The following is a 25,026-nucleotide window of genomic DNA, read 5'->3' as shown; positions in this document are numbered from 1 at the left end:
CCTTACTCCGCCGATTTCTTGCGGGCCAGCGCCCGGTTGTACAGCACGTCCCGCGGCAGGCCGGAAACCTTGGCGGCCACGCGCGCGGCATCGCGCAGCGACAGCGACTCCAGCAAGGCGTCCAGCAGCGCATCGGTGCGCGGATCGGCTTCTTCATCCGCTTCCTGTTCAGCGGGCGCGTGCGCGATCAGCACGAATTCACCCTGCTCGCGGTGCGTATCCGCGGCCAGCCAGGCTGCGCCCTCGCCCATCGGGAAGGTCGCGATTTCTTCGAAGCGCTTGGTCAGTTCGCGCGCCACGGTCAGGAGCCGGTCCGGACCGCACACTTCCAGCAGGTCGGCCAGCGTAGCCGCGAGCCGATGCGGCGATTCGAACATGACGACCGGCGCGGGCAAGGCGCACCAGGTGCGCAGCCAGCGCTGGCGCGCTGCCGCCTTGGGCGGCGGAAATCCGGCAAAGGCATAGCCCGGGTTTTCGTCGGTGGTGACGCCGCTACCCATCAGCGCGGCGATGACCGCGCTGGGACCCGGCACTGGCACCACGCCGAAGCCGGCTTCACGCACGGCACGCACGATGCGTGCGCCCGGATCGCTGACGGCGGGTGCGCCGGCGTCCGATACCAGCGCCACGCGCTGGCCCTGGGCCAACCGTTCGCAGATGGCCTGGGCCGCGGCGGCTTCATTGTGGCGGTGGGCGGCCATGAGCGGCGTGCCCACGCCCCAGGCGTCCAGCAGGGCGCGGCTGGCGCGCGTGTCTTCGGCGGCGATCACGTCGGCCCGCTGCAAAGCGTGCCAGGCGCGCAGCCCCAGGTCGCCCAGGTTGCCGATCGGCGTGGCCACGACATACAGCGTCGAGGCAGGCCAATGCTGCCCCGCCACGCGTTCAGAAACGCGGGACCAGGCATCTCCGGCAGGGGGAGGTGAGACATTTTGATTCATTGCAGCCTACAGACACGGGAAACCATGTCAGTGTAGCCGCCTATGCCCGCCACTTCCGGAGCGCCCATGACGGACGACACCTTGCGGCTGGCCTGCGAACTGGCCCTGGCGGCCCGCCGCCGCGCCGCCAGGCGCCGGCGCCGTTCCTCCCGCGCAGCGCCCGCGGATCGTCCGCCGCCGCGGCGCTCACCCGCCCAGCGCAAGGGCGACCACCACGAGGACGCCGCCTTGCGCCTGCTGCAGTCGCGCGGCCTGGTCCTGCTGGCGCGCAATCTGCAGACCCGCGCCGGCGAGATCGACCTGGCCATGCGCGACGGCGACACGCTGGTGTTCGTCGAGGTCCGATCGCGTGGGCCCAGCCGCTACGGTGGCGCCGCGGCCAGCATCGGGCCGGACAAGCAGGCCCGGCTGGCCCGCGCCGCGGCCCACTGGCTGCCGGAGCTGGCCCGGCGCCACTGGCGCGGCAGACTGCCGGCGGCGCGCTTTGACGCGGTCGTCTTCGACGCCGGCGATCCCCAGTGGCTGCGCGGCGCATTCTGGCAGGCCTGAAGTCCGCCCCTCCCCCGGTAACGACCTGCCTAACAGTCGTTACGCCTGGACAGAACCACGCCTCGGCCCCGTGAGATAATCGCGCCCATGGATATGACCTCTCGTATGACGTCGCACTTTCGCGACGCCATGGCTGCGTGCGAACAAAGCATGAACGTCCTGGCCGAGCCGCTGGCAGTGGCGGTGGACGTGTTGTTCGGCGCCCTGGCAAACAACGGCAAGATTCTGGCTTGCGGCAATGGCGGCTCGGCCGCCGATGCGCAACATTTCATCGCCGAACTGGTGGGCCGCTTCGAACGCGAACGCCTGCCCCTGGCCGGCATCGCCCTCAACACCGACACCTCGATCCTCACCGCGGTGGGCAACGATTACGGCTTCGACGAGATCTTCGAACGCCAGGTCAACGCCTTCGGCCAGGCAGGCGACGTGCTGGTAGCCATATCCACCAGCGGCAATTCCCCCAACGTGGTGCGCGCCATGGAAGCCGCCAGCGCCCGCGAAATGCACGTGCTTGCCCTGACGGGCAAGGGCGGTGGCGTGATGGGGGAACTCATTACGCCGATGGACGTCCATCTATGTGTTCCCAGCGATCGCACGATGCGCATCCAGGAAGTCCATATTCTGCTGCTGCACGCGCTGTGCGACGGCATTGACGCTCTTCTGCTTGGAGACACCGAATGATTTCTGACGTCCGTACCGCAGTCCGCCCGTTGATGCTCGCCGCGGCGCTCTCCACCGCCGCGCTCTCGCTGTCGGCCTGCGCGCCCCTGATCGTGGGCGGCGCGGCCGCCACCACCGCGGTCGTCGTGACGGACCGCCGCACCTCCGGCATCCAGCTCGAAGACCAGAACATGGCGTTCAAGGCGCAGAGCCAGATCTCGCAGAAGCTGGGCGACACCGCCCGCGTCAATGCCATGGCCTACGGCGGCCACCTGCTGCTGACCGGTGACGTGCCCACCGAAGAAGCCAAGAACCAGGCCACCGCCATCGCCCAGGGCGTGGAAAACGTCAAACAGGTCATCAACCAGTTGAACGTCGGCCCCATCGCCTCGTTCGGCACCCGCTCCAACGACACCTGGCTGACCTCCAAGGTCAAGACCGCCCTGCTCAACACCAAGTACGTGCCGTCCGGCACCATCGCGGTCACCACCGACCACAGCGTGGTCTACCTGATGGGCAAGGTGACGCAGGCCGAAGGCGAATATGCCGCCAACGCCACCGCCGACGTCGGCGGCGTGGCCAAGGTGGTTAAACTGTTCGAGACGATCAGCCGCGAGGAAGCCATCCGGCTGTCGAATACCGGTTCCAAGTCCAACACTTCCACGGAAACCAAAGCGCCCATCGAAAGCGGCGCCGGCGCAAGCAGCGATAACGCGGCCGGCACCAGCAGCGGCGTAGAGGCCATGCCCATCAAATGAAGAAAGCCATCATCGCGTTGGCCGTCCTGGTGGCGGTCGGCATCGGCGCCTGGTTCGTCATGCGCCCCGCCCAGACCGCGCCCGACGTCACCTTCACCACGCTGGAAGGCAAGACCTTCTCGATGCAGGATCTGCGCGGCAAGGTCGTGCTGGTCAAGTTCTGGGCGACCAGCTGCGTGACCTGTGTGAAGCAGATGCCGGAAACCATCTCGGCCTACAACGAGTACGCCGCCAAGGGCTACCAGGCGGTCGCGGTCGCCATGAACTACGACCCGCCCAACTTCGTGCTGAACTTCGCCGAAACGCGCAAGCTGCCCTTCCCGGTGGCCCTGGACACCAAGGGCGACATTGCCCGGGCCTTCGGCGACATCCGCCTCACGCCCACGGCCTTCCTGATCGACAAGCAAGGCCGCATCATCAAGCGCTACCTGGGCGAATACGACGTGGCGGAATTCCATGCCACCGTGGAAAAGGCCCTGGCGGCGGGCTAAGCGCCGCAGCCCCACAAAGGACCGCCCCGACAGGGCGGTTTTTTTTCGCCCGGCAACCGGCCCCTTCGCGACGGCGCCCAAAAGAAAAACCGCCCGATGGGCGGTTTCCAGATCAGGCCACGGCGGGCCGGAATCAGAACGCCGGAACCACGGCGCCCTTGTACTTGTCCTGGATGAACTTCTTCACCTCGGGCGTGTGCAGGGCCTGCACCAGCTTCTTGATGCCGGGCGCGTCCTTGTTGTCCGCGCGGGTCACCAGGATGTTGGCGTAGGGCGAATCCGAGCCTTCGATGAAGAGGGCGTCCTTGGTCGGGACAAGGCCGGCCTCCAGCGCGTAGTTGGTGTTGATCAGCGCCAGGTCCACGTCGTCCAGCGAGCGCGGCAGCATGGCGGCTTCCAGTTCGCGGAACTTCAGCTTCTTGGGGTTCTCGACCACGTCCGCGGCCGTCGCCAGGATGTTGGACGGATCCTTCAGCTTGATCACGCCCTGCTTCTGCAGCAACACCAGCGCGCGGCCGCCGTTGGAGGGATCGTTCGGGATCGCGACGGTCGCGCCGTCCTTGAGCTCGGACAGGCTCTTGATCTTCTTGGAATAGCCGCCGAAGGGCTCGACGTGCACCAGCGCCACCGGCACCAGCGTGGCCTTGCGGTCCTTGTTGAAGGAATCCAGATAGGGCTTGTGCTGGAAGAAGTTGGCATCCAGCTGCTTATCCGCCAGTTGCAGGTTGGGCTGCACGTAGTCGCTGAACACCTTGATGTCGAGCTCCACGCCTTCCTTGGCCAGTTGCGGCTTCACCACTTCCAGGATCTCGGCATGGGGGACCTGGGTCGCGCCCACCACCACTTTTTCGGCATGGGCGGCGTTCGCCGCCACCAGGAACACCGACGCCGCCAGAGCGGACCGGACAAAGTTCAAACGCATGTGTTGCCTCTTTTATGGGTAAAAAATCGGGGCCGATGCCCCTGCCGGTGTGGCCCGGCCCCCTTTTGCGGGGCCGGCCGTTGCGAAATCGCCCCCAATTTACCTGAATGCCGGTTATTTGTCGGGCATATGAACATGGGTTTAAAGCATAAGAAACCTGTGGGTACTACAATCCGTCGTATGCTTGCGCTACCGCGTCCCGAACGCGTTTTTGTGCAGGCATTTTTTCTAACCACTCATACGTATATTTGCCGACTTAGCTGCCATGACCGACACCCCCGACCCTGCTGCCGTTTCGTCTCCTGCTGTCAAAGCCGCTGTGCTGTCTGAAGCACTGCCGTATATCCGACGATTTCACGGCAAGACCATCGTGGTCAAGTACGGCGGCAACGCCATGACGGAAGAGCGTCTGCAGCGCAGCTTCGCGCATGACGTCGTGCTGCTGAAGCTGGTGGGTCTGAATCCGGTGGTGGTGCACGGCGGCGGTCCCCAGATCGACGACGCGCTGCGCCGCATCGGCAAGCAAGGCACCTTCATCCAGGGCATGCGCGTCACCGACGCCGAGACCATGGAAGTGGTCGAATGGGTGCTGGGCGGCCAGGTCCAGCAGGACATCGTCATGATGATCAACGAGGTCGGCGGCAAGGCCGTCGGCCTGACCGGCAAGGACGGCGGACTGATCCAGGCCCAGAAGAAGCTGATGGCCAACAAGGACAATCCGTCCGAACCCATCGACATCGGTTTCGTCGGCGACATCACCATGGTCGAGCCGGCCGTGGTCAAGGCGCTGCAGGACGACCAGTTCATCCCCGTCATCTCGCCCATCGGCTATGGCGAGGACGGCACGGCCTACAACATCAACGCCGACGTCGTCGCCGGCAAGATGGCGGAAGTGCTGGGCGCTGAAAAGCTGCTGATGCTGACCAACACCCCGGGGGTGCTGGACAAGGGCGGCAAGCTCTTGCGCAGCCTGTCGGCCCAGACCATCGACGAACTTTTCGCCGACGGCACGATCTCCGGCGGCATGCTGCCCAAGATCTCGTCCGCGCTGGACGCCGCCAAGAACGGCGTGAACTCCGTGCACATCGTCGACGGCCGCGTGCCGCACTGCCTGCTGCTGGAAATCCTGACCGACCAGGGCGTGGGCACGATGATCAGCTCGCACTGATGCGGGCACAGCGTTACCTGTTGCGGCCGGCGGTGCGCGTGCGCCGCTCGCGCCGCGCGGCCACGGGCGATTCCGAACGCCTGTGGCTGTTCGACCTGGACAACACGCTCCACGACACCTCGCACGCCATCTTCCCGAAGATCGACCACGGCATGACCATGGCCGTGGTCGAGGCGCTGAACGTCGACATCGACACTGCCAACCACCTGCGCTCGCAGTACTGGAAACGCTACGGCGCCACCATGATAGGCATGGTGCGCCATCACGGCGTGGACCCCCATGATTTCCTGCACCGCAGCCATGACTTCGACGTCGGCCCCCTGGTGCGCGCGGAAAAGGCGCTGGCCTACAAGCTGAGCCGACTGCCGGGCCGCAAGGTGCTGCTGACCAACGCGCCGCTGCACTATGCGCGTGCGGTGCTCGCGCGCCTGGGCATCCTGCGCCAGTTCGACAGCCTCTGGGCCATCGAGCACATGCGGCTGCACGGCGAGTTCCGGCCCAAGCCTTCGCCCACTCTGCTGCGCCACGTGCTGGCCCGCGAAGGCGTGCAGGCGCGCAACGCGGTGCTGGTGGAAGACACCTTGGCCAATCTGCGCGGCGCGCGCCAGGCAGGGCTGCGCACGGTGCATGTGTATCACCCCGGCACGCCGTTCGCCCGCGGCCGTTCGCAGCGGCCGGCCTATGTCGACTTGCGGGTAAACTCCGTCAGTGATTTGCTGTTACGCCGACGCCCCTTGCGGGGATAGCGGCGCGCTCCTCCCCTCCCCTTCACCGTCAAGCCTGCGCGAGAGCAGACCCTTCCATGGCGAGCAAACCCGGCGAGCGCAAGACCCAGATTCTGCAAACCCTGGCCGAGATGCTGGAGCAGCCGCACGCCTCCCGCATCACCACGGCGGCCCTCGCCGCGCGCCTGGAAGTCTCTGAAGCCGCGTTGTACCGGCACTTCGCCAGCAAGGCGCAGATGTTCGAAGGGCTGATCGAATTCATCGAAACCAGCATCTTCACGCTGGTGAACCAGATCGCCATCGCCGAGCCCCAAGGCCTGACCCAGGCCCACCAGACCGTCTCCATGCTGCTGACCTTCTCGGAACGCAACAAGGGCATGACGCGCGTGCTGACCGGCGATGCGCTGGTCACGGAAGACAACCGCCTGCAGGAACGCATCAACCACATCAACGACCGCATCGAGGCGTCGTTGAAGCAATCGCTGCGCATCGCGGTCACCGATGGCGGCCTGCCGCCGCAGGCCAATGTCGCGGCGCATGCCAGCCTGCTGACGCATCTGGTGCTGGGCCGCTGGCTACGTTACGCGCAAAGCGGCTGGCGTATCGCGCCCACGCTGCATCTGGACGAGCAGCTGCGCCTGGCACTGGGCTGAGCGGCCGGGGCTGCCTGCCGGCCCTGGCGCGAATTAGTATCGTGAAACGATCTAATTAATTTCCCATCCGTCTCTATTTCTGCCCATTTGCATTGTTCCATGCAACAATCTCCGCTTGCCGGCGGCGCGGGGCGACGAGCATAATGCCCGTCAGAGGTTTTCCACAAGCCCAAATCTCCACAGGCTTGATCAGTATCAATACGGGTTTTCCGCAATGCCGTCACGATCATGCTGTAGCGTCGACACACCGATTTGACCTATCCCGTTGCTCGCGGGGCGGTGTGTCGGCAGTTTGACCTCAACCGGAGATGGATATGACCGCGCAAGCCGCCGTCCCTGCCTCGCAAGCCCCAAAGAAAACCAAAATTCCAATCGGACTCATCGCCGGCGTCCTAGTGATGATCGGCGTGCTGATGATGCCTTTGCCCGCCGACCTGCCCGTCGCGGGTCACCGGATGCTCGCCATCCTGGCATTCGCAGTGGTGGTCTGGATTACCGAAGCCGTGTCCTACGAAGCCAGCGCGATCATGATCACGACGCTGATGGCCTTCCTGCTGGGCACGGCTCCGACAATCAAAGACCCGCAAGTGGTTTATGGCACCTCGGCCGCGATCAGCATGGCGCTGACCGGCTTCGCGAACTCGGCGCTGGCGCTGGTCACCGGCGCCTTGTTCATTGCGGCCGCCATGACCTTCACCGGGCTGGACCGGCGCATCGCCCTGGTGACGCTGGCCAAGGTGGGCACCAGCACGCGCCGCATCCTGATCGGATGTATCGCCGTGACCATCGTGCTGAGCCTCGTGGTGCCCAGCGCCACCGCGCGCAGCGCGGCCGTGGTGCCCATCATGATGGGCGTCATCGCAGCCTTCGGCGTGGACAAGCGTTCCAACATCGCCGCCGGCATCATGATCATCGTGGCGCAGGCCACCAGCATCTGGAACGTCGGCATCCAGACCGCCGCCGCGCAGAACCTGCTGACCGTCGGCTTCATGGAAAAGATGCTGGGCGAACGCGTGGCATGGTCGGACTGGCTGATCGCTGGCGCCCCCTGGTCGCTGATCATGTCGGCCGTGCTGATCATCATCGTGCTCAAGCTGCTGCCGCCGGAAAGCGACAGCATCGCGGGAGGCAAGGAAGCCGTCGAGAAGTCGCTGCTTGAACTGGGCCCCATGACCGGCGCGCAAAAACGCCTGATGGCCGTGTCGCTGATGCTGCTGCTGTTCTGGTCGACCGAAGGCAAGCTGCACAAGTTCGACACCACTTCCACCACCTACTTCGGCCTGGTCCTGCTGCTGCTGCCGCGCTTTGGCGTGATGACGTGGAAAGACGTGCAATCGCGCATCCCATGGGGCACCGTGATCGTGTTCGGCGTCGGTATCAGCCTGGGCACCGCCCTGCTGACGACCCAGGCTGGCCAATGGCTGGGCAACCAGGTCGTGGCGCACACCGGACTGGACCACCTCGGACCGCTGGCGATCTTCGCGATCCTGGCCGCCTTCCTCATTGTCATCCACCTGGGTTTCGCCAGCGCCACCGCGCTGACCTCGGCCATGCTGCCGATCCTGATCTCGGTGCTGGCCACGCTGCCGGGCGAATTCAGCCGCCTGGGCATGACCATGCTGCTGGGCTTTGTCGTCAGCTACGGTTTCATCCTGCCCATCAACGCGCCGCAGAACATGGTGTGCCTGGGAACGGAGACCTTCAACGCCAAGCAGTTCGCCAAGGTCGGCATCATCGTCACCATCGTCGGCTACCTGCTGATGCTGCTGATGGGCATGACCTACTGGCGCTGGCTGGGCTGGCTGTAAGGAGGGCGCGTCATGAAGATTTCGATCGCCCAAGCCAATGAATACGGCCGCCGCGTGCTGATGGCCCAAGGCGTGCCCGAGGACATCGCCCGCGACGTGGCCGAGCACCTGGTCGAGTCCGACCGGGTGGGCTACACCAGCCACGGCCTGTCCATCCTGACGAACTACCGGCGCGTGCTGTCCGAGGGCCTGGCCCAGGCCGACGGCCGGCCCGAACTGGTCAACGACCGCGGCGCAATGCTGGCCTACGACGGCCACCACGGGCTGGGCCAGTATGTCGGCAAGGTCGTCATCGAGAAGGCCATCGAGCGCACGCAGGAGCACGGCCAGTGCATCCTGACCCTGCGTCACAGCCATCACCTGGGCCGCATGGGCCACTACGGGGAAATGGTGGCGGCCAAGGGCCTGATCCTGCTGGCTTTCACCAACGTGATCAACCGCTCGCCGACCGTGGCGCCTTTCGGCGGCGCGCAGGCCTGCCTGACCACCAACCCGCTGTGCTTCGCCGGCCCGCTGCCGGGCGGCCGTCCGCCGTTCCTGGTGGACATGGCCACCAGCTCGATCGCCGTCAACAAGGCGCGGGTGCTGGCCGCCAAGGGCGAGGAAGCGCCCGCGGGCTCGCTGATCGACGCCCAGGGCAATCCGACCACGGATCCCAACGCGCTGTTCACCGACCCGCCCGGCGCGCTGCTGCCGTTCGGCGGCCACAAGGGCTATGCCCTGGGTCTGGTGGCCGAACTGCTGGCCGGCGTGCTGTCTGGCGGCGGCACGATCCAGCCGCAGCATCCACGCACCGGCGTAGCGACGAACAACATGTTCGCGCTGCTGCTGGATCCGCAGGTGGACTTCAATACGGATTGGCGGTCGATGGAGGTGGGCGCGTTCATCGACTACCTGCACGCCTGCAAGCCGCAACCGGGCGTCGAAGGCGTGCAGTATCCGGGCGAGTACGAAGCTCGCAACCGGGCGCTTAACGAGGATACGCTGACGTTCGATAGCCGGATTTGGGATGGTCTTACCAAGCTGGCGGTCGACCTTGGGGTGCCTGAGGCGTTGCCTGCTTGAGGTTGTAGGCGGTTCTTGCGGGTAACGTTTATTTGCTTGCTTTCGGGCGTTTTGGGTTCTTAAGACGCCCGTCGCATCGGCGGCCCGCCATGCGCGGGGCAACGATTGCGGTCCGGAGCCTTCGCTCCGGACCGCAATCGTGGGCGCGAGCCGCCACGCCGCCCGCGCCTACGGGCGACCTACGAAGAACGCGCAGCCGCCAAAAAGATCAAGTCTTGACCGACCGATGCCGACTAACACTCATCATGATCCCAAACGCAATCCCCATGGTGAACAAAGCCGTCCCCCCATAGCTCATGAACGGCAACGGCACCCCCACCACAGGCAGAATCCCCGTCACCATCCCCACGTTCACGAATACATAGATGAACAGCATCATCGTCAGCGCCCCCACCAGCAACCTGCCGAACTGCGACGATGCCCGTGACGCGATCGTCAGTCCTCGCGCCATCATCAGCCCATACAGCACCAGCATGGCGATGCCGCCGTAGAGTCCGAATTCTTCCGCGTACACCGCGAAGATGAAGTCGGTGGTGCGTTCGGGGATGAAGTCCAGGTGCGTCTGCGTGCCCTTCATGTAGCCCTTGCCGTACACACCGCCCGAACCCACCGCGATCATCGACTGGATCGTATGGAAGCCCTTGCCCAGCGGATCGGAACTGGGGTTGAGCAGCGTGCACACCCGGTGCTTCTGGTAGTCGTGCAGCACCACCCAGTCCACGTCGGGCTCGCATAACTGGTCTTCGTAGTAGATCAGCGTGCCTATGCCGATGATGCCCGCCAGCATTACCGGCACCAGCAGCTTGAAAGACAGGCCCGCGAAATAGATCACGAAGAAGCCGGCGCCAAACACCAGCAGCGCCGTCCCCAGGTCGGGCTGCAGCACAATCAGAGCGAAAGGCGCGGCCAGCATGGCGGCGGCGGCCAGGAAGTCGCGGATGCGGACGGCGCCTTCGTGGCGCTGGAAGTACCAGGCCAGCATCATGGGCACGGCGATCTTCATCATCTCGGAAGGCTGGATGCGGGTCACGCCCAGGTTCAGCCAGCGGGTCGCGCCCTTGCTGGTTTCGCCGAAGAACTCCACGCCCAGCAGCAGCACCACCCCCACCACGTAGAAGGGCAAGGCCAGCTTCATCAGCCACTTCGGCGGAATCAGGGCCATGGTCCACATGGCAAAGAAGGCGATGATGAAATTGCGCGACTGTTCGGCGAAGCGCCAGTCCGTGCCGCCCACCGCGGAATGCATGACCGTCATGCCCAGCGCGGCGAACATCAGCAGGATCGCCAGCAGCGGCCAATCGAAGGCCGTGAACACACGTAGCAGGATAAGGCCCAGGCGTTTCATTATCGGCGCACCACGTCGGAAGCGATTTCCTCGACCGAGGCCAGGGGGTCGGCGCGCTCGGGCCGCACGATCTTGTCCTGACGGTCCTTGGCCAGCCAATAGTCGAACACCTTGCGCGCGACCGGAGCGGCGACGCTCGCGCCCCAGCCGGCGTTCTCGACGATCAGCGCCACCGCGATGCGCGGATGCTCAAGCGGCGCAAAGCCCATGAACAAGGCGTGGTCGCGCAGGCGTTCGTCGATGGCGCTGGCGCGGTAATGGCCGCCGCGCAGGCTGAACACCTGCGCGGTGCCAGTCTTGCCGGCCGCCTGGTAGGCCGTATTGGCGAACGCGCGCCGCGCCGTACCGGCGCGCACCACATCCGCCATGGCGTTCTTGATCACATCCACGTTGGCCTGCTTGAGGGGAATGCGGTAGTCGGGCGCGGACTCGGTGGCCTTGGCCACGCCGCTGCGCGGATCGCGCACCGCGTGCACCAGGTGCGGGCGGCGGTACAGGCCGTTGTTGGCCAGGGTGGACGTGCCCTGCGCCAGCTGCAACAGCGTGAATGCGTTGTAGCCCTGACCCACCGCCACCGAAATCGTTTCGCCCGCGTACCAGCGCTGGCGGTCCTTGTCCTTGTAGGCCGAGCGTTTCCAGTCGGTCGAAGGCAGCACGCCGCGCTTTTCGCCTTCCAGGTCGATGCCGGTGATCTGGCCGAAGCCGAACTGCTTGGCGAAATCATGCAGCGCGTTCACGCCGATTTCCGGACCCAGCGAATAGAAATAGGTGTCGGACGACACCACGATCGCCTTGTGCATGTCGGTCATGCCATAGGCCGCGCCGCCGGCGTTGCGGAATTTCTGGCCGCCGAATTCGTAATAGCCGGGGTCGGAGATGCGATCGGTGGCGCGGCGCTTGCCCAGTTCCAGCGCGGCCAGGCCCACAAAGGGCTTGTAGGTGGAACCGATGGGATAGGTGCCGTACAGCGGCCGGTTGATAAGGGGATGGTCCGGCGATTCGTTCAGCATGCGCCAATTGTCCACGTCGATGCCGTCCACGAACAGGTTCGGGTCGTAGGAAGGCTGCGAGACAAAGGCCAGTACCTCGCCGGTATCGGGGTCGATGGCGACCAGCGCCCCGCGCTGCCCCTCGAATGCGGCTTCGGCCACCTTCTGCAGCCCCAGGTCGATGGACAGCATGATGTCGGAGCCCGGCACCGGGTCGATCCGGCGCAGCGTGCGCATGGGGCGTCCGCCTGCAGTGACTTCGACTTCTTCCAGCCCGGTGCGGCCGTGCAGCTGCTCCTCCCAGGTCTTTTCGATGCCCTTCTTGCCGATGACGTCGGTGCCGCGATAGTTGCCCAGCTGGCCGGCGCGGTCCAGTTCTTCGATATCGCCTTCGGCGATGCGGCCGATGTAGCCGACCACGTGGGCCGCCGACACGCCCTGCGGATACTCGCGCACCCAGCGCGCGCGCAGCTCCACGCCCGGGAACTGGAACGAATGCGCGGCGAACCAGGCGGCTTCGGTTTCGTTGAGGTTATTGCGCAGCTGCAGGCTGGCGTAGCGGCTGGACTCGGCGGCGCGGCGCTTGAAGCGGCGCTGGTCGGCCGGGCTGATGTACACGACTTCGGTCAGGCGTTCGAACAGCGCGCTGAGGTTCCCTGCCTGTGCCGGCACGACCTCCAGCGTATAGGTGCGGTAGTTGCGCGCCAGCACCTCGCCGTTGCGGTCCAGGATCTCGCCGCGTCGCGGCGGGATGGGTACGACCGCGATGCGGTTGCGGTCGGCGCGCTCGGACAGGCCCTCGTAGCGGTCGACCTGCAGGTACCAGAAGCGGCCGATCAGCACGCCGAAGCAGGCCAACGCGAACAGCCCGCCCACCCAGGCGCGCAGGCGGAAACGCTGCTTCTGCTGCTGGCCGGTTTTCTTGAATTCGAACATGACGCGGCGCCGCCGTCAGGCGGAGGAGGATTCAGCGTCGTCGACACCGCGCTGCGGCAAGTGCAGAACCCAGCCCGCCAGCGGCCACAAGGCGGTGGTCAGGAGCACGCTGATGCCCCAGTCCCAACCCGGCCATTTGCCGGCCAGCCACGCATGGATGATCTGGGTCACGAAGCGGGCAATGAAGAACACAGGCAGCATGTGCATGGCCTGGCTCCAGAGGTCGAAGCGCTGCAGCCGGCGGTGCAACACCACCGCGCCGTAGGCGACCAGCGTGTACGACAGCGCGTGCTCGCCCAAGAGGCCGGCGTCGTGCACGTCCATCAGCAGCCCAAAGAAGAAGGCGGTGAACAAGCCGACGCGGCGCGGCTCATGCACGCACCAGAAGGCGATGATCAGCAGCAGGATGTCGGGCGCGCCCTGCCACAGGCGCCAGGGCAGCAGCGACACCAGCCACGCCACCAGCACCGTGGCCCAGACGAACAAGCCGTGCGCCGGGCCGGAGAGCCGGTCGGGCTGCACGTTGCTGGGGGTGCCGAGGCGGCGCGCGGCCTGCCCCGAGGATTGATTAGTCCGATCCACCGGAATCGACCTCCTGACGGTTGGACTCGGCGCGCTCCACATCGACCTGCAAGACCAGGAAGTGGCGGTAGCGTTCGGGATGGGCCAGCGGTTCGCATACGGCGCGCGCGAAGCCGGAGGCGGTGTCGCGTTCGACCGAGGTCACCTTGGCCACCGGCAGGCCTGCCGGGAACAGCCCGCCGACGCCGCTGGTGACGATGGTATCGCCTTCCTTGATGTCGGCGTTGGCGGCAAGGTAACGAACTTCCATCTTGCCGGGCGAGTTGCCGCCGAACGCAATCAGGCGCAGGCCGTTGCGCAGCAGCTGCACGGGGATGGAGACCTGTTCGTCGGTGACCAGCGCCGCCTCGGCGGTCATGGGCGTGACGCGCACGATCTGCCCGACCACGCCGCCTTCGTCGATTACCGGCATGCCCGGGGCCAGCCCCGCCTTGCTGCCCTTGTTGAACACCAGGCGCTGCGTGAATGCGTTGGTGGGTTCATACATGACCTCGACCACCACCGCGGATTGCGCCACGGTATCGGTCACCCCGAGCAGCCGGCGCAACTGCGAGTTCTCGGCAGCCAGCTGGGCGCCATGCGTGGTCACCTGGGCCAGCTCGATGCGCTGGCGCTGCAAGGCTTCGTTTTCGCTACGGATGAGATTGGCCGCGTTGACCCATTCGTTCACTTGCTGGACGAGGTCTCGCGGCGCCATGACGGCGCGTTGGAAGGGATACAGCGCGACGGACATTGCGCGGCGCGCCGGTTCCAGCATGCGCCATTGCGAATCCATGACGATCAGGGCCAACGCAAGGACGACCAGAACGACCAGCCGCACCTCCGCAGGTGGGCCGCGCCTGAATAGGGGAGGAGTCCCTTGTCGTTGCATGAATATCAGCCCGGACGCCCGCGTCCGTCGCTCCGGCAGCGGCCGGAGCCGTGAAAAAGCGGGGCTCCGGGCTGGCGGGCAAAATTAGTCGTTGATGAAGATGGCGCCCAGTTTCTCAAGGTGTTCCAGCGCCTCGCCGCAACCGCGCACGACGCAGGTCAGCGGATCGTCCGCGACCACGACGGGCAGGCCGGTCTCTTCCTGCAGCAGGCGGTCCAGGTCGCGCAGCAGCGCGCCGCCGCCGGTCAGGGCGATGCCCTTGTCGGTGATGTCGGCGCCCAGTTCGGGCGGGGTCTGTTCCAGCGCGATCTTCACGGCCGAGACGATCTGGTTCAGCGGGTCGGTCAGCGATTCCAGGATCTCGTTGGACGAGACCGTGAAGCTGCGCGGCACGCCTTCGGCCAGGTTGCGGCCCTTGACCTCGATCTCGCGGACTTCGGATCCCGGGAACGCCGAGCCGATTTCCTTCTTGATCAGTTCGGCGGTGGGTTCGCCGATCAACATGCCGTAGTTGCGGCGGATGTAGTTGACGATGGCTTCGTCGAACTTGTCGCCGCCCACGCGCACGGAGCCCTTGTAGACCATGCCGCCCAGCGAGATGACCGCCACTTCCGTGGTGCCGCCGCCGATGTCGACCACCATGGAGCCGCTGGCGTCGGACACGGCCAGGCCGGCGCCGATGGCCGCGGCCATGGGTTCTTCGATCAGGAAGACGTGGGACGCGCCCGCGCCCAGGGCCGATTCACGGATGGCGCGGCGTTCGACCTGGGTGGAGCCGCAGGGCACGCAAACGATGATGCGCGGGCTGGGCGCCAGCATGTTGCGGGGGTGCACCATGCGGATGAACTGCTTGAGCATCTGCTCGGTGACCGTGAAGTCGGCGATGACGCCGTCCTTCATGGGCCGGATGGCTTCTATATTGCCGGGAACGCGGCCAAGCATCTGCTTGGCTTCATGGCCGACGGCTTGAATGATCTTCTTGCCGTGGGGACCGCCTTCATGACGGATTGCGACCACGGACGGTTCATCGAGCACGATGCCCTTGCCGCGGACGTAGATCAGCGTGTTGGCGGTACCGAGGTCGATCGCCATATCGCTGGAAAAATAACTGCGCAGGAATCCGAACATGGGAGCTCAGCTAAATTCTGGGGGGAATGAGGTACATGCCGCGGGGCGTAGGGCCCGTAAAACAACGGGTCCGCCTGTCATCACGGCGATTAAACCGTGAATCATAACTTATAATTTCCCCGGAAATAGCGCATAAATGCAGGCTATTCAAGCTTTGTAACGGGTTCGGCGTATGCATACTGCCCTGTCCCGCCCCTCGGCCTTCGCTTATCGATTTGCAATCCCCCATGGCGCTCAATGACACAGATGTGGCCCGCATTGCCCGGCTGGCCAGAATCGAACTGACCCCCGACCAGCGCACCGTCGCGCAGGCCGAACTCAACGGCATCCTCCACCTGATCGAACGGCTCCAGTCCGTCGATACCCAGGGGGTCGAACCGCTGGCTCACCCGCTGTCCGCCCATGAGGACATCGTGCTGCGCCTGCGTGAAGATGTCGTGACCGAACCCAGCTCGGAGGCCCGCCGCGAGGAGCTGCTGGCCAACGCCCCCGACGCCCAGGAAGGCCTGTTCCTGGTTCCCAAGGTCCTGGATTAAGTCATGACGAAACCCGCTCTGCACACCCAATTCAAGGGGATCGCCGCCCTGCGCGCGGCCCTTGCGCAACGCCAGATCAGCGCCGTCGAGCTCGCCCAAAGCGGCCTGGCGGCCGCCGAAGCGGCCAGCGGCCTGAATTGCTTTTTACATATTGACGCCGAATTGACGCTGGCCCAGGCCCGCGCCGCCGACGCCGCGCTGGCGTCCGGCTCGGCCGGCCCGCTGGCGGGCATCCCGATCGCCCACAAGGACGCCTTCGTCACCCGCGGCTGGCGCACCACCGCCGGCAGCAAGATGCTCGAAGGCTACGTCAGCCCGTTCGACGCCACCGTCGTCGAACGCCTGGGCGAAGCGGGCGCCGTGTCGCTCGGCAAGCTGAACTGCGACGAATTCGCCATGGGTTCCGGCAACGAGAACTCCGCCTACGGCGCGGTCCAGAACCCCTGGGACCACGCCGCCGTGCCCGGCGGCTCCTCGGGCGGCTCGGCCGCCGCCGTGGCCGCCCGCCTGGTGGCGGCCGCCACCGGCACCGACACCGGCGGCTCGGTGCGCCAGCCCGCCGCCCTGTGCGGCGTCAGCGGCATCAAGCCCACCTACGGCACCGTATCCCGCTTTGGCATGGTGGCCTTCGGCTCCAGCCTGGACCAGGCCGGCCCGCTGGCCGAAAGCGCCCGGGACCTGCTCGAACTGCTGGACGTCATCAGCGGCTTCGATCCGCGCGACGCCACCAGCCTGGAAAAATGCGACGCCGCCGCCAACGCGCCCGGCCGCGTCCGGCGCGACTTCGAGGCGGCCCAGGGCCGTTTCGACGCCGCCGGCAGCCAGCCGTTGAAGGGCCTGCGCATCGGCGTGCCCGCCGAGTACTTCGGCGCCGGCCTGGCGCCCGACGTGGCCGCCGCGGTCGAGGCCGCGCTGGTCCAGTTCGAAGCCCTGGGCGCCGTGCGCGTGCCGGTGTCGCTGCCGCGCACCGAACTCGCCATTCCCGCCTACTACGTCATCGCCCCCGCCGAAGCGTCCAGCAACCTCGCGCGCTACGACGGCGTGCGCTACGGCCACCGCGCCGCCCAGTACGGCGACCTGAACGAAATGATCAGCCGCTCGCGCGCCGAAGGCTTCGGCGACGAGGTCAAGCGCCGCATCCTGATCGGCACCTACGTGCTGTCCCACGGCTACTACGACGCCTACTACCTGCAGGCGCAGCGCCTGCGCCGCATGATCGCGCAAGACTTCCAGCGCGCCTACGCCGACCAGTGCGACGTGATCATGGGGCCGGTGACGCCCACGGTGGCCAAGAACATCGGCGACAACCGCGACGATCCCACGGCCGACTGGCTGGCCGACGTCTACACGCTGGGCGTGAGCCTGGCCGGCCTGCCTGCGATGTCGATCCCCTGCGGCTTCGGTGGCGCTGGCAACCAGCGCCCGGTGGGTCTCCAGATCATCGGCAACTATTTCGACGAAGGCCGCCTGCTGGCCATCGCCGACCGCTACCAACAAGTGACGGACTGGCACACGCGTGCCCCGGTCCAGCAAGGCTGAGAACATGAACTGGGAAATCGTCATCGGCCTGGAAACGCACACCCAGCTTTCCACGGACTCCAAGATTTTTTCGGGTAGCAGCACCGAATTCGGCGCCGCGCCCAACACCCACGCCAACGTGGTCGACCTGGCGCTGCCGGGCAGCCTGCCGGTCATGAACCGCGGCGCCGCCGAACGCGCCATCCGCTTCGGTCTGGCCGTGGGCGCCACCATCGCGCCGCGCTCGGTGTTCGCGCGCAAGAACTACTTCTACCCCGACCTGCCCAAGGGCTACCAGATCAGCCAATACGAGCTGCCGGTGGTGGTGGGCGGCTCGCTGTCCTTCTTCGTCGGCGAGGAAGAGAAAACCGTCAATCTGACGCGCGCCCACCTGGAAGAAGACGCGGGCAAGTCCCTGCACGACGACTTCAGCCTGGCCAACGGCGCCCCCGGCAGCGGCATCGACCTGAACCGCGCCGGCACGCCGCTCCTGGAAATCGTGACGGAACCCGAAATGCGCTCGGCCGCCGAGGCCGTGGCCTACGCCCGCGCCCTGCACAGCCTGGTCGTGTGGCTGGGCATTTGCGACGGCAACATGCAGGAAGGTTCGTTCCGCTGCGACGCCAACGTGTCCGTGCGTCCCGTGGGCCAGAAGGAATTCGGCACCCGCACCGAGATCAAGAACGTCAACTCGTTCCGCTTCCTGGAACGCGCCATCGTCTATGAAGCGCGGCGCCAGATCGAGCTGATCGAGGATGGCGGCACGGTGGTCCAGGAAACCCGCCTGTACGATGCCGACCGCGACGAAACGCGCAGCATGCGCAGCAAGGAAGACGCGCACGACTACCGCTACTTCCCCGACCCCGACCTGCCCACGCTGGTGATCTCCAGCGCCTGGGTCGACGAGGTCCGCGCCGCCATGCCCGAACTGCCGGCCGCCCAGCGCGCCCGTTTCGAATCCGAGTACGGCCTGCCCGCCTACGACGCCGCCCAGCTGACCGTCAGCCGCGACCTGGCCGCCTACTTCCAGGCGGTGGCGAACGCGCTGCCGGCCGGCCAGGCCAAGCTGGCCGCCAACTGGGTCATGGGCGAAGTCTCCGCCGCCCTGAACAAGGACGAAAAGAGCATCGCCGACTCTCCGGTCCAGGCGCCGGCGCTGGCCGCCCTGATCGGCCGCATCATCGACGGCACCATCTCCAACAAGATCGCCCGCGAAGTCTTCGGCGCCATGTGGGCCGGCGAGAACGGCGGTCAGCCTGACGCCATCATCGAGGCGCGCGGGCTCAAGCAGATCAGCGACACCGGCGCCATCGGCGCCATGATCGACGAGGTGCTGGCCGCCAACCCGGCCATCGTGGAAGAGTACCGGGCCGGCAAGCAGAAGGCGTTCAATTCGCTGGTGGGCCAGATCATGAAGGCCGCCCGCGGCAAGGCGAATCCGCAGCAGGTGAATGATCTGTTGAAGCAGAAGCTGGATAGCTGACCGCGCAGGACGCCCCGGCAACGGGCGCATTCCTGACGTATCAGACGAAACGAAGGGCCGCGGCATATTGCCGTGGCCCTTCGTTTATCCAAGAATGATCCGGTCGACTTTTGCCCGGAGGCTTGGACATGAACTACCTGGAAATCAGCACCAGCGAACTACTGCACAGCTTTTCCGACCACCTGCAGGCGGTCCGCGAAGGCCAGCATTTCATCATTTCACTGGACGGCGTGTTCTGCGCCAGGTTGACCCCGGTCCTACCCAGCACGTCGCTGGATGCCCATGATGCGCTTGAGGCAATGAAAAGCTTCAAGCCAGCACCGGCCGTCCCCCACGAAGTCATCCGTTCCTGGGTCGAAGAGGGCCGGGAATGAATCCGATCCACTTGATACCGGACGCCTCGCTTGCGCTGGCGTGGCTGGTCGACCGCGCGGACGCCCACGAAGCGCTGATGGCCCGGCATCTGCTGGAAACGGCCCACGAATTTGAAAACACGGTGCCCCTCATCTGGCACACGGAAGTCGCGAACGGCATGTTGCGCGCCGAACGTAGCCAACGGGCGTCGGCGGGTCAGCTGTTCTCGTTCAGACAGCTACTCGAACGCCTGCCCATACTTCCGGATCCGGCCGCCCCATCTTCCAGCGTGGCCCGCAGCTATCTGCTGGCTCGAACGCACGGCTTGACCGTCTACGATGCCAGCTATCTCGAACTGGCCCAAAGAACCAACGGCTATCTGGCCACCTTTGATCGCAAGCTGGCGGATGCCGCCCGGGCGAGCGGTGTTGCCGTCTTTGGCCAACCCCACGGCGTCGCCGAGCCAGCGGCAAGCTACGGTTAAAAAAAGGGCAGCACCTGGCCGCCCCTTTCTACTCGCCAAGGACGAGGTTTACTTCACCCCGTACTTCGTCCGATAAGCCAACACCGCCTCACGGTGTTCGGCGAACGACGCATCATCCTGCAGCAAGGCCAGAATGTCCGCCAGCGACGCAATCGACACCACCGGCATGCCGTAAGTCTTGGCCACGTCCTGCACGGCAGAATGCGCCGACAGCGCGTCGTCCGGACCCGCGCGTTCCATGCGGTCCATGGCGATCAGCACGGCGGCAGGCTCGGCACCGGCCGCGCGGATGATCTCGACCGATTCGCGCACCGAGGTGCCCGCGGTGATCACGTCGTCAATGATGACGACCTTGCCCTTGAGCGGCGCGCCGACCAGGGTGCCGCCCTCGCCGTGGTCCTTGGCTTCCTTGCGGTTGTACGCGAAAGGCACGTCGCCGCCCTTCATGTCCGGGTGGCCGGCCAGCGCCACGGCGGTAGCCGTGGACAGCGGGATGCCCTTGTAGGCCGGACCGAACAGCATGTCGAATTCCACGCCCGAATCCAGCAGCGCCTGGGCGTAGAACTGCGCCAGCTTGCCGACCGAGCGTCCGCTATTGAACAGGCCCGCATTGAAGAAATAGGGACTGATCCGACCCGATTTGACCTTGAAGCTGCCGAAACGCAGCACGCCCTCGTTCAGGGCGAAGCGGACGAAATCCAGGGCGGTGGCGGAAGATTGGGCGGCGGGCATGCGTAAAGGTCCGGTAGATGGCAAACGCCAGCATTTTATCCGCTGTCGGGGCTATTCCCGGGCGGCGGCGCGGAGTCGGTTAAATTGCTGCCATTGCCCCGGCCCTGGCGGCCGCTCAACAGGAGTTTCGCTTTGCTGCGCATCACGTCGATCAATCTCAACGGTATCCGGTCCGCCTTCCGCAAGGGCCTGCAACCCTGGATGGAAAAGCACGCCGCCGACGTGCTGTGCCTTCAGGAAATCAAGATATCCGACGAAGACCTGACCGACGACCTGCGCCACCCGCCCGGCTATACCGGCCACTTCCACCATGCCGTGAAGAAGGGCTATAGCGGCGTGGGCATCTATCTGCGCGACGCGGCCGAGCGGGTGAACGCCGGCCTGGAATGCGAGGAATTCGATCCCGAAGGCCGCATCATCCGCGCTGACTGGAAGAACCTGTCGGTCATCAGCGCCTACCTGCCCTCGGGCTCCAGCGGCGACGAGCGCCAGCAGGCCAAGTACCGCTTCCTGGACCGCTTCGGCCCCTGGATCGACGCCCTGATGCACGAACACAAAACCACCGGCCGCGAGTTCATCATCTGCGGCGACTGGAACATCGCGCACAAGGAAATCGACCTGAAGAACTGGAAGGGCAACATGAAGAACTCGGGCTTCCTGCCCGAAGAGCGCGCCTGGCTGACCGACGTGTTCGACAAGCGCGGCTTCGTCGACGTGTTCCGCACCATCGATGACCGCCCGGACCAATACACCTGGTGGAGCAACCGCGGCCAGGCCTGGGCCAAGAACGTGGGGTGGCGCATCGACTACCAGATCGCCACGCCGGGCATCGCCGCCCGCGCCCGCAATGTGGCCATCTACAAGGACGAGCGTTTCTCGGACCACGCTCCCCTGACGATCGACTACGACGCCACGCTCTGACCCGCCGCTTCCCCTAGCGTTGCGGCGGCTTCCCGGCGCAACCATTCCAGAAACGCTGCCGCCCGCGGATCTTCTGTACAAGGCCGCGGCGACAGCAGTACATAGGCCGAGCCGTCACGGGCAAAGCCGCAAGGCGCCTGCAGCCGACGGTCGCGCAAGGCGTCGCACACCATCAGCGCCGAACCTATCGCCACCCCCAAACCGGCGGCGGCGGCCTGCAAACTCAGATAGAAATGCTCGTAGGCCGGCCCGGTCCGGCGCGGGGGTTTCATGCCCGCTGCCCGCGACCATTGCCGCCAGGCTAGCGGACGCGTCGCGCTGCTGAGCGCTGGCGCCCCGCCCCAATCCGCTTCAGCCGGATCCGCGCCTGCGGCGCCGACCAATCCCGGCCGGCACACCGGTCCCGTCCACTCCTCGCAGACATGCTCGGCATACAGGGCCGGGTCCCAATCGAAGTCATTGCGGCGCAGGGCTACGTCCACACCCTGGACGCCGAAATCGACCGGTCCGCCCGCAGCGTACAGATGCACCTGCACGCCGGGATGGGCGTGCTGGAAGTCCGGCAGCCGCGGGATCAACCACATCATGGCGACGGTGGGCTCGCAGGACAGCACCAGCGGCGCGTCCGCCGCCGGCTGGCGCAGCTTGGCCAGGCCGGTTGTCAGCTGCTCGAACAGCGCGCTCGTCACCTCGAACAGCTGCCTGCCGGCATCGGTCAGGAAAACAGCTCGATTGCGGCGCTCGAACAGCGCCACGCCCAGCGCATCCTCGAGCAGCCGGATCTGCCGGCTGACGGCGCCATGCGTCACGTGCAACGCTTCGGCCGCCTTGCCGAAAGCCTGATGACGGGCCGCGGCATCGAACACCCGCAACGTATTGAGCGGTGGCAGTTTCATGGCGAAAGGTGATTTTTTCTCACGGATAAGCGGCATTAGAAATCGTTTTTCCGGCGCGCGCCAGCGTCCCACAATGCCGGCTCCATTTCGCAACCTGCCGCCCTATTGCCATGACCGAACTGATCGCCGTCGCCCTCATCACCATTCTTGCCGTCATCAGCCCCGGGCCGGACTTCGCCATGGTCACGCGCAACAGTTATCTGTTCGGCCGCCGCACCGGCCTGATCTGCGCGCTGGGCATCGCGCTGGGCGTGCAAGTGCACGTGTTCTATACGATGTTCGGTGTCAGCCTGCTGGCGCATTACGCGCAGCCCGTGCTGCAGGGCATCAAACTCGCGGGCGCCTGCTACCTGGTCTACATGGGCTGGAAGACTTTCTTCAACCGCACCCAGGTCAGCCGCGACTTGTCGGCCCGCCCGCCGATCTCGAGTTGGCAGGCGCTATACAGCGGCTTTCTGACCAACGCGCTCAATCCCAAGACCACGCTGTTCGTGGTCAGCACCTATACCCAGGTCGTGTCGCCCGGCACGCCGTTGTCGTGGCAGTTCGGCTATGGCCTGTTCATGTCGCTGGCGCACTGGATCTGGTTCGGCGTGGTGGCGTGGTCGGTGTCCTCGCCTTTCCTGCGGCGGCTGCTGCTGGATCATCAGCTTGCGGCCGATCGGGTGGTGGGAGCGGTCTTGATGGCCTTGGGCGCGGGGCTGGCTGCCGCGCAGTTGTAATCCTGCCCCCGGGGAATGATTTCGCTCAAATAAATAACGGGGACGCATTAAGCAGGCAACACCCTTCGTGCCAGCCCAAACATGCCTCAGACCAGCGTTCCTTCCCTCTGCGGAAGTCGCAAGGGCGCAATACTTCTTGGGTTAAATAAACGGGGACATATTTATTTCCCTAGGGAATTCAAGCATTTCTGCCCAAATCTCCCTCACAAACACGTCATCCACCCGAATCCAGCCATCAATACGTCCCTATTAAAATAAAAGAAAAAGTGCTTTGATATCAAGGTGATGGCACTATTTTTCGGCTTTGCGCAGGGCAACATTTTGCCCCTACAATTCCCGCACCATACAGGTGCAGCCGTGCACCAAAAAGAATTTTCGCGCCCCAATCCGGCGCAGTCCGCACCTATTCGAAGCACCCCCAAGGAGATCATGTTGAAAGTGCAGAGTCTGGACGACTTCCTGCGTGGCGTCGCCGCGCGCGACCCGCAGCAGCCTGAGTTCATGCAAGCCGTCCAGGAGGTGATGCTGAGTCTCTGGCCTTTCATCGAGAAGCACCCCCACTACGCCGAGCATGCCGTACTCGAGCGTCTGGTGGAACCGGAACGCGTGATCCAGTTCCGCGTGTGCTGGACCGATGACCGCGGCCAGGCCCAGGTCAACCGCGCTTTCCGCATCCAGCACAGCTCGGCCATCGGCCCCTTCAAGGGCGGCATGCGCTTTCACCCCTCGGTGAACCTGTCCATCCTGAAGTTCCTGGCCTTCGAGCAGACCCTGAAGAACTCGCTCACCACGCTGCCCATGGGCGGCGGCAAGGGCGGCTCCGACTTCGATCCCAAGGGCAAGTCCGACGCCGAAGTCATGCGCTTCTGCCAGGCTCTGATGATCGAGCTGTACCGCCACCTGGGTCCGGACACTGACGTGCCGGCCGGCGACATCGGCGTGGGCGCGCGCGAAGTCGGCTTCATGGCCGGCATGATGAAAAAGCTGTCCAACTCGACCGCCAGCGTGTTCACCGGCAAGGGCCTGACCTTCGGCGGCAGCCTGATCCGCCCCGAAGCCACCGGCTACGGCACCGTGTACTTCGCTGAAGAAATGCTCAAGCGCGTGGGCAAGTCCTTCGACGGCCTGCGCGTGTCCGTGTCGGGCTCGGGCAACGTCGCCCAGTACGCAATCGAAAAAGCCATGGCGCTCGGCGCCAAGGTGGTGACCGTTTCCGACTCCAACGGCACCGTGGTGGACGAAGCCGGCTTCACGCACGAGAAGCTGGTGGCGCTGATGCACATCAAGAACGACTTGCGCGGCCGCCTGGACACCTATGCCCGCCAATTCGGCCTGACCTATGAGTCCGGCAAGCGTCCGTGGCACGTGCCGGTGGACGTGGCCCTGCCCTGCGCCACCCAGAACGAACTGGAATTGGCCGATGCGCAAACGCTGATCAAGAACGGCGTGCTGTGCGTCGCCGAAGGCGCCAACATGCCGGCCACGCTGGAAGCCGCCAAGGCCTTCATCGCCGCCCGCGTGCTGTACGCCCCGGGCAAGGCCAGCAACGCCGGCGGCGTGGCCGTGTCCGGCCTGGAAATGGCCCAGAATTCGGCCCGCCTGTCCTGGACGCGCGAGGAAGTCGACGCGCGCCTGCACGCCATCATGCGCGACATCCACGAGAACTGCGTGCGCCACGGCCATAGCGAGCGCGAATACGTGAACTACCTGGATGGCGCCAACATTGCCGGCTTCGTGAAGGTGGCTGACGCGATGCGTCAGCAAGGCTTGTATTAATCCCCCCCCCGAAGCG

The 25,026-nt window shown here is 65.5% G+C and carries 26 protein-coding genes; 17 read left to right on the top strand and 9 right to left on the bottom strand.

What is annotated here, in order from left to right:
- Nucleotides 1-2 precede the first annotated feature (2 nt).
- Nucleotides 3-938, bottom strand: coding sequence for a 16S rRNA (cytidine(1402)-2'-O)-methyltransferase (gene rsmI / locus DXK93_RS12290; protein ID WP_054457771.1), 936 nt, complete (start codon nt 936-938; stop codon nt 3-5).
- Between the two features lie 66 nt (nt 939-1,004).
- On the opposite strand from rsmI, the gene DXK93_RS12285 reads away from it, so the two are divergent.
- The 4 genes from DXK93_RS12285 to DXK93_RS12270 all read left to right on the top strand — a co-directional run bounded on the left by DXK93_RS12285 (nt 1,005) and on the right by DXK93_RS12270 (nt 3,396).
- Nucleotides 1,005-1,487, top strand: a complete 483-nt coding sequence (locus DXK93_RS12285) for a YraN family protein (protein ID WP_119450187.1) — start codon at nt 1,005-1,007, stop codon at nt 1,485-1,487.
- An 87-nt stretch (nt 1,488-1,574) separates the two neighbouring features.
- Entirely contained in the window at nt 1,575-2,168 is a 594-nt protein-coding gene (locus DXK93_RS12280; protein WP_054457773.1) for a phosphoheptose isomerase, read from the top strand.
- Complete coding sequence (locus DXK93_RS12275) at nt 2,165-2,905, top strand: BON domain-containing protein (protein ID WP_119450186.1); 741 nt, start codon at nt 2,165-2,167, stop codon at nt 2,903-2,905. The genes DXK93_RS12280 and DXK93_RS12275 overlap by 4 nt, the downstream gene beginning before the upstream one ends.
- On the top strand, nt 2,902-3,396 hold the full coding sequence (locus tag DXK93_RS12270; protein ID WP_054457775.1) for a peroxiredoxin: 495 nt from the start codon (nt 2,902-2,904) through the stop codon (nt 3,394-3,396). Before DXK93_RS12275 ends, DXK93_RS12270 begins: the two co-directional genes overlap by 4 nt.
- Nucleotides 3,397-3,529: 133 nt before the next feature.
- Here DXK93_RS12270 and DXK93_RS12265 read toward each other — a convergent pair whose 3' ends face one another.
- Nucleotides 3,530-4,318 (bottom strand): MetQ/NlpA family ABC transporter substrate-binding protein, encoded by a 789-nt coding sequence (locus DXK93_RS12265; RefSeq protein ID WP_054457776.1) that lies wholly within the window; start codon nt 4,316-4,318, stop codon nt 3,530-3,532.
- Between the two features lie 265 nt (nt 4,319-4,583).
- Between DXK93_RS12265 and argB the strand changes: the two genes are divergently transcribed.
- The 5 genes from argB (at nt 4,584) to DXK93_RS12240 (ending at nt 9,737) form a co-directional block, all read left to right on the top strand.
- Complete coding sequence (argB, locus tag DXK93_RS12260; RefSeq protein ID WP_013396740.1) at nt 4,584-5,486, top strand: acetylglutamate kinase; 903 nt, start codon at nt 4,584-4,586, stop codon at nt 5,484-5,486.
- Nucleotides 5,486-6,232, top strand: a complete 747-nt coding sequence (locus DXK93_RS12255; protein ID WP_054457777.1) for a pyrimidine 5'-nucleotidase — start codon at nt 5,486-5,488, stop codon at nt 6,230-6,232. Before argB ends, DXK93_RS12255 begins: the two co-directional genes overlap by 1 nt.
- A 56-nt stretch (nt 6,233-6,288) precedes the next feature.
- Nucleotides 6,289-6,864, top strand: a complete 576-nt coding sequence (slmA, locus tag DXK93_RS12250) for a nucleoid occlusion factor SlmA (protein WP_054457778.1) — start codon at nt 6,289-6,291, stop codon at nt 6,862-6,864.
- A 314-nt stretch (nt 6,865-7,178) separates the two neighbouring features.
- Nucleotides 7,179-8,672 carry a DASS family sodium-coupled anion symporter gene (locus DXK93_RS12245; RefSeq protein WP_054457779.1) on the top strand — a complete coding sequence of 498 codons (1,494 nt, stop codon included), beginning with the start codon at nt 7,179-7,181 and terminating at the stop codon, nt 8,670-8,672.
- A 12-nt stretch (nt 8,673-8,684) separates the two neighbouring features.
- Nucleotides 8,685-9,737 (top strand): Ldh family oxidoreductase, encoded by a 1,053-nt coding sequence (locus DXK93_RS12240; protein WP_119450185.1) that lies wholly within the window; start codon nt 8,685-8,687, stop codon nt 9,735-9,737.
- A 208-nt stretch (nt 9,738-9,945) separates the two neighbouring features.
- Here DXK93_RS12240 and rodA read toward each other — a convergent pair whose 3' ends face one another.
- The 5 genes from rodA to DXK93_RS12215 all read right to left on the bottom strand — a co-directional run bounded on the left by rodA (nt 9,946) and on the right by DXK93_RS12215 (nt 15,588).
- A complete protein-coding gene (gene rodA / locus DXK93_RS12235; protein ID WP_054456885.1) occupies nt 9,946-11,082 on the bottom strand; it encodes a rod shape-determining protein RodA in 1,137 nt (378 codons plus the stop codon).
- Complete coding sequence (mrdA, locus tag DXK93_RS12230; protein ID WP_054456887.1) at nt 11,082-13,007, bottom strand: penicillin-binding protein 2; 1,926 nt, start codon at nt 13,005-13,007, stop codon at nt 11,082-11,084. The genes rodA and mrdA overlap by 1 nt, the downstream gene beginning before the upstream one ends.
- A gap of 15 nt (nt 13,008-13,022) precedes the next feature.
- The gene (mreD, locus tag DXK93_RS12225) at nt 13,023-13,589 is read right to left on the bottom strand and encodes a rod shape-determining protein MreD (protein WP_054456889.1); all 567 of its coding nucleotides are present in this window, start codon (nt 13,587-13,589) and stop codon (nt 13,023-13,025) included.
- A complete protein-coding gene (gene mreC / locus DXK93_RS12220; RefSeq protein WP_042796087.1) occupies nt 13,576-14,460 on the bottom strand; it encodes a rod shape-determining protein MreC in 885 nt (294 codons plus the stop codon). Before mreC ends, mreD begins: the two co-directional genes overlap by 14 nt.
- Nucleotides 14,461-14,544: 84 nt before the next feature.
- A complete protein-coding gene (locus tag DXK93_RS12215; RefSeq protein WP_006216320.1) occupies nt 14,545-15,588 on the bottom strand; it encodes a rod shape-determining protein in 1,044 nt (347 codons plus the stop codon).
- 227 nt (nt 15,589-15,815) lie between these two features.
- Here DXK93_RS12215 and gatC point away from each other — a divergent pair, with 227 nt between their 5' ends.
- From gatC to DXK93_RS12190, 5 genes are all read left to right on the top strand, one after another.
- Nucleotides 15,816-16,124, top strand: a complete 309-nt coding sequence (gene gatC, locus DXK93_RS12210) for an Asp-tRNA(Asn)/Glu-tRNA(Gln) amidotransferase subunit GatC (RefSeq protein WP_054456891.1) — start codon at nt 15,816-15,818, stop codon at nt 16,122-16,124.
- 3 nt (nt 16,125-16,127) lie between these two features.
- A complete protein-coding gene (gatA, locus tag DXK93_RS12205; RefSeq protein WP_119450184.1) occupies nt 16,128-17,663 on the top strand; it encodes an Asp-tRNA(Asn)/Glu-tRNA(Gln) amidotransferase subunit GatA in 1,536 nt (511 codons plus the stop codon).
- 4 nt (nt 17,664-17,667) lie between these two features.
- A complete protein-coding gene (gene gatB / locus DXK93_RS12200) occupies nt 17,668-19,125 on the top strand; it encodes an Asp-tRNA(Asn)/Glu-tRNA(Gln) amidotransferase subunit GatB (RefSeq protein WP_054456895.1) in 1,458 nt (485 codons plus the stop codon).
- A gap of 128 nt (nt 19,126-19,253) precedes the next feature.
- Nucleotides 19,254-19,499: a type II toxin-antitoxin system Phd/YefM family antitoxin gene (locus DXK93_RS12195; protein ID WP_054456897.1), complete on the top strand. Its 246-nt coding sequence runs from the start codon at nt 19,254-19,256 to the stop codon at nt 19,497-19,499.
- Nucleotides 19,496-19,963 carry a type II toxin-antitoxin system VapC family toxin gene (locus DXK93_RS12190; RefSeq protein WP_119450183.1) on the top strand — a complete coding sequence of 156 codons (468 nt, stop codon included), beginning with the start codon at nt 19,496-19,498 and terminating at the stop codon, nt 19,961-19,963. Before DXK93_RS12195 ends, DXK93_RS12190 begins: the two co-directional genes overlap by 4 nt.
- Nucleotides 19,964-20,011: 48 nt before the next feature.
- On the opposite strand, the gene pyrE is transcribed toward DXK93_RS12190, so the two are convergent.
- Nucleotides 20,012-20,695, bottom strand: a complete 684-nt coding sequence (gene pyrE / locus DXK93_RS12185; RefSeq protein WP_054456901.1) for an orotate phosphoribosyltransferase — start codon at nt 20,693-20,695, stop codon at nt 20,012-20,014.
- 132 nt (nt 20,696-20,827) lie between these two features.
- On the opposite strand from pyrE, the gene DXK93_RS12180 reads away from it, so the two are divergent.
- Nucleotides 20,828-21,616, top strand: a complete 789-nt coding sequence (locus DXK93_RS12180; RefSeq protein ID WP_054456902.1) for an exodeoxyribonuclease III — start codon at nt 20,828-20,830, stop codon at nt 21,614-21,616.
- Here the strand turns inward: DXK93_RS12180 and DXK93_RS12175 are convergent.
- Nucleotides 21,598-22,512 (bottom strand): LysR substrate-binding domain-containing protein, encoded by a 915-nt coding sequence (locus DXK93_RS12175; RefSeq protein WP_119450182.1) that lies wholly within the window; start codon nt 22,510-22,512, stop codon nt 21,598-21,600. The two genes, DXK93_RS12180 and DXK93_RS12175, sit on opposite strands and share 19 nt — an antisense overlap.
- Nucleotides 22,513-22,622: 110 nt before the next feature.
- On the opposite strand from DXK93_RS12175, the gene DXK93_RS12170 reads away from it, so the two are divergent.
- Both DXK93_RS12170 and gdhA read left to right on the top strand, forming a co-directional pair.
- Nucleotides 22,623-23,234, top strand: a complete 612-nt coding sequence (locus DXK93_RS12170) for a LysE family translocator (protein ID WP_119450181.1) — start codon at nt 22,623-22,625, stop codon at nt 23,232-23,234.
- 429 nt (nt 23,235-23,663) lie between these two features.
- On the top strand, nt 23,664-25,010 hold the full coding sequence (gene gdhA, locus DXK93_RS12165; RefSeq protein ID WP_054456908.1) for an NADP-specific glutamate dehydrogenase: 1,347 nt from the start codon (nt 23,664-23,666) through the stop codon (nt 25,008-25,010).
- Nucleotides 25,011-25,026: the final 16 nt, after the last annotated feature.

It is taken from the genome of Achromobacter sp. K91 (genome assembly GCF_003576205.1).
In the GTDB taxonomy this organism is placed as follows: Bacteria; Pseudomonadota; Gammaproteobacteria; order Burkholderiales; family Burkholderiaceae_B; genus Achromobacter; species Achromobacter aegrifaciens.
The sequence above is the reverse complement of the archived record's forward strand: the minus strand, read 5'-3'. Positions and strand labels throughout refer to the sequence as shown.